The 961-nt window shown below is 72.6% G+C and carries 1 protein-coding gene; it reads left to right on the top strand.

The features are described 5' to 3' along the window. Positions 1–57: 57 nt before the first annotated feature. Positions 58–961 (top strand): transposase (locus tag ACFSVL_RS46595; RefSeq protein WP_378314612.1); only part of this gene is annotated, 904 nt, incomplete at its 3' end.

The raw sequence follows: 961 nt of genomic DNA, 5'->3' as shown, positions 1-961 counted from the left end.
TGGGATGGTTGTTCTTGCGACGGAACAACAAACCTTGAGCGAGAGGGCATCTGCTGGATGCGAGCATCTCATACGCGGGCCGCGGTGTCGGCGCGGTTCGACGACCGGAGTGTCGTGTCCCATGCCGGGCTGCTGCCGTTGCTGCGGCTGGCGGAGAACGTGGGGTTCGCCGGTCTGGCGGCGGAGCGGATCCGGATTCCCGGTCCGGCCGGGGCGAACCCGGGCGCGAAGCTGTTGTCGATCGTGGCCGGGATGGCCGCCGGGGCGGACAGCATCGACGACTTGGACGTGCTGCGCCGCGGCGCGGCGGACCGGCTGTTCCGCGGGGTCCGGGCCCCGTCGACGCTGGGGACGTTCCTGCGCGGGTTCGAGATCGGGCACGCCGGGGCGCTGGAGGCGTTCGCCGCGCAGGTGCTGGCCCGTCTGGCCGGGCAGGCCGGGCCCCGGCTCCTGCCCGGGGCGGGCGAGTACGCGGTCCTGGACCTGGACTCGAAGATCAAGCAGGTCTACGGGCGCCGGAAGACCGGCGCGGACTACGGCTACACCAAAGTTCTGGGCTACAACGTCCTCGCCGCGACCCTCTCGACACCGATCGCGGCGCCGGTGATCGCGGCGACCCGGCTGCGCGGCGGCGACGCCGACACCCGCCGCAAGGCCGCCTCGTTCGCGCGGCAGGCGCTGCGCGCCGCCCGCGCGGCCGGCGCCACAGGGGAACTGCTGGTGCGAGCCGATTCGGGCTACTACGTCGGCTCCCTGGTCCGCGCGGCCGTCGAGGGCGGAGCGTGTTTCTCGATCACCATGCCCCAGCGCGCCCCGATCCGCGCAGCGATCGAGGGCATCGCCGAGGAAGAATGGACAACCGTCGAGTACGCCACGCCCGTGCTCGACGAGGAAACCGGAACCCGGGTCTGGGCGGCCGAGGTCGCCGAGACCGGCTACACCGCGTTCGCCAACCCCACCG

The organism is Amycolatopsis silviterrae (assembly GCF_042684085.1).
GTDB classification, from domain to species: domain Bacteria; phylum Actinomycetota; class Actinomycetes; order Mycobacteriales; family Pseudonocardiaceae; genus Amycolatopsis; species Amycolatopsis silviterrae.
The sequence above is the reverse complement of the archived record's forward strand: the minus strand, read 5'-3'. Positions and strand labels throughout refer to the sequence as shown.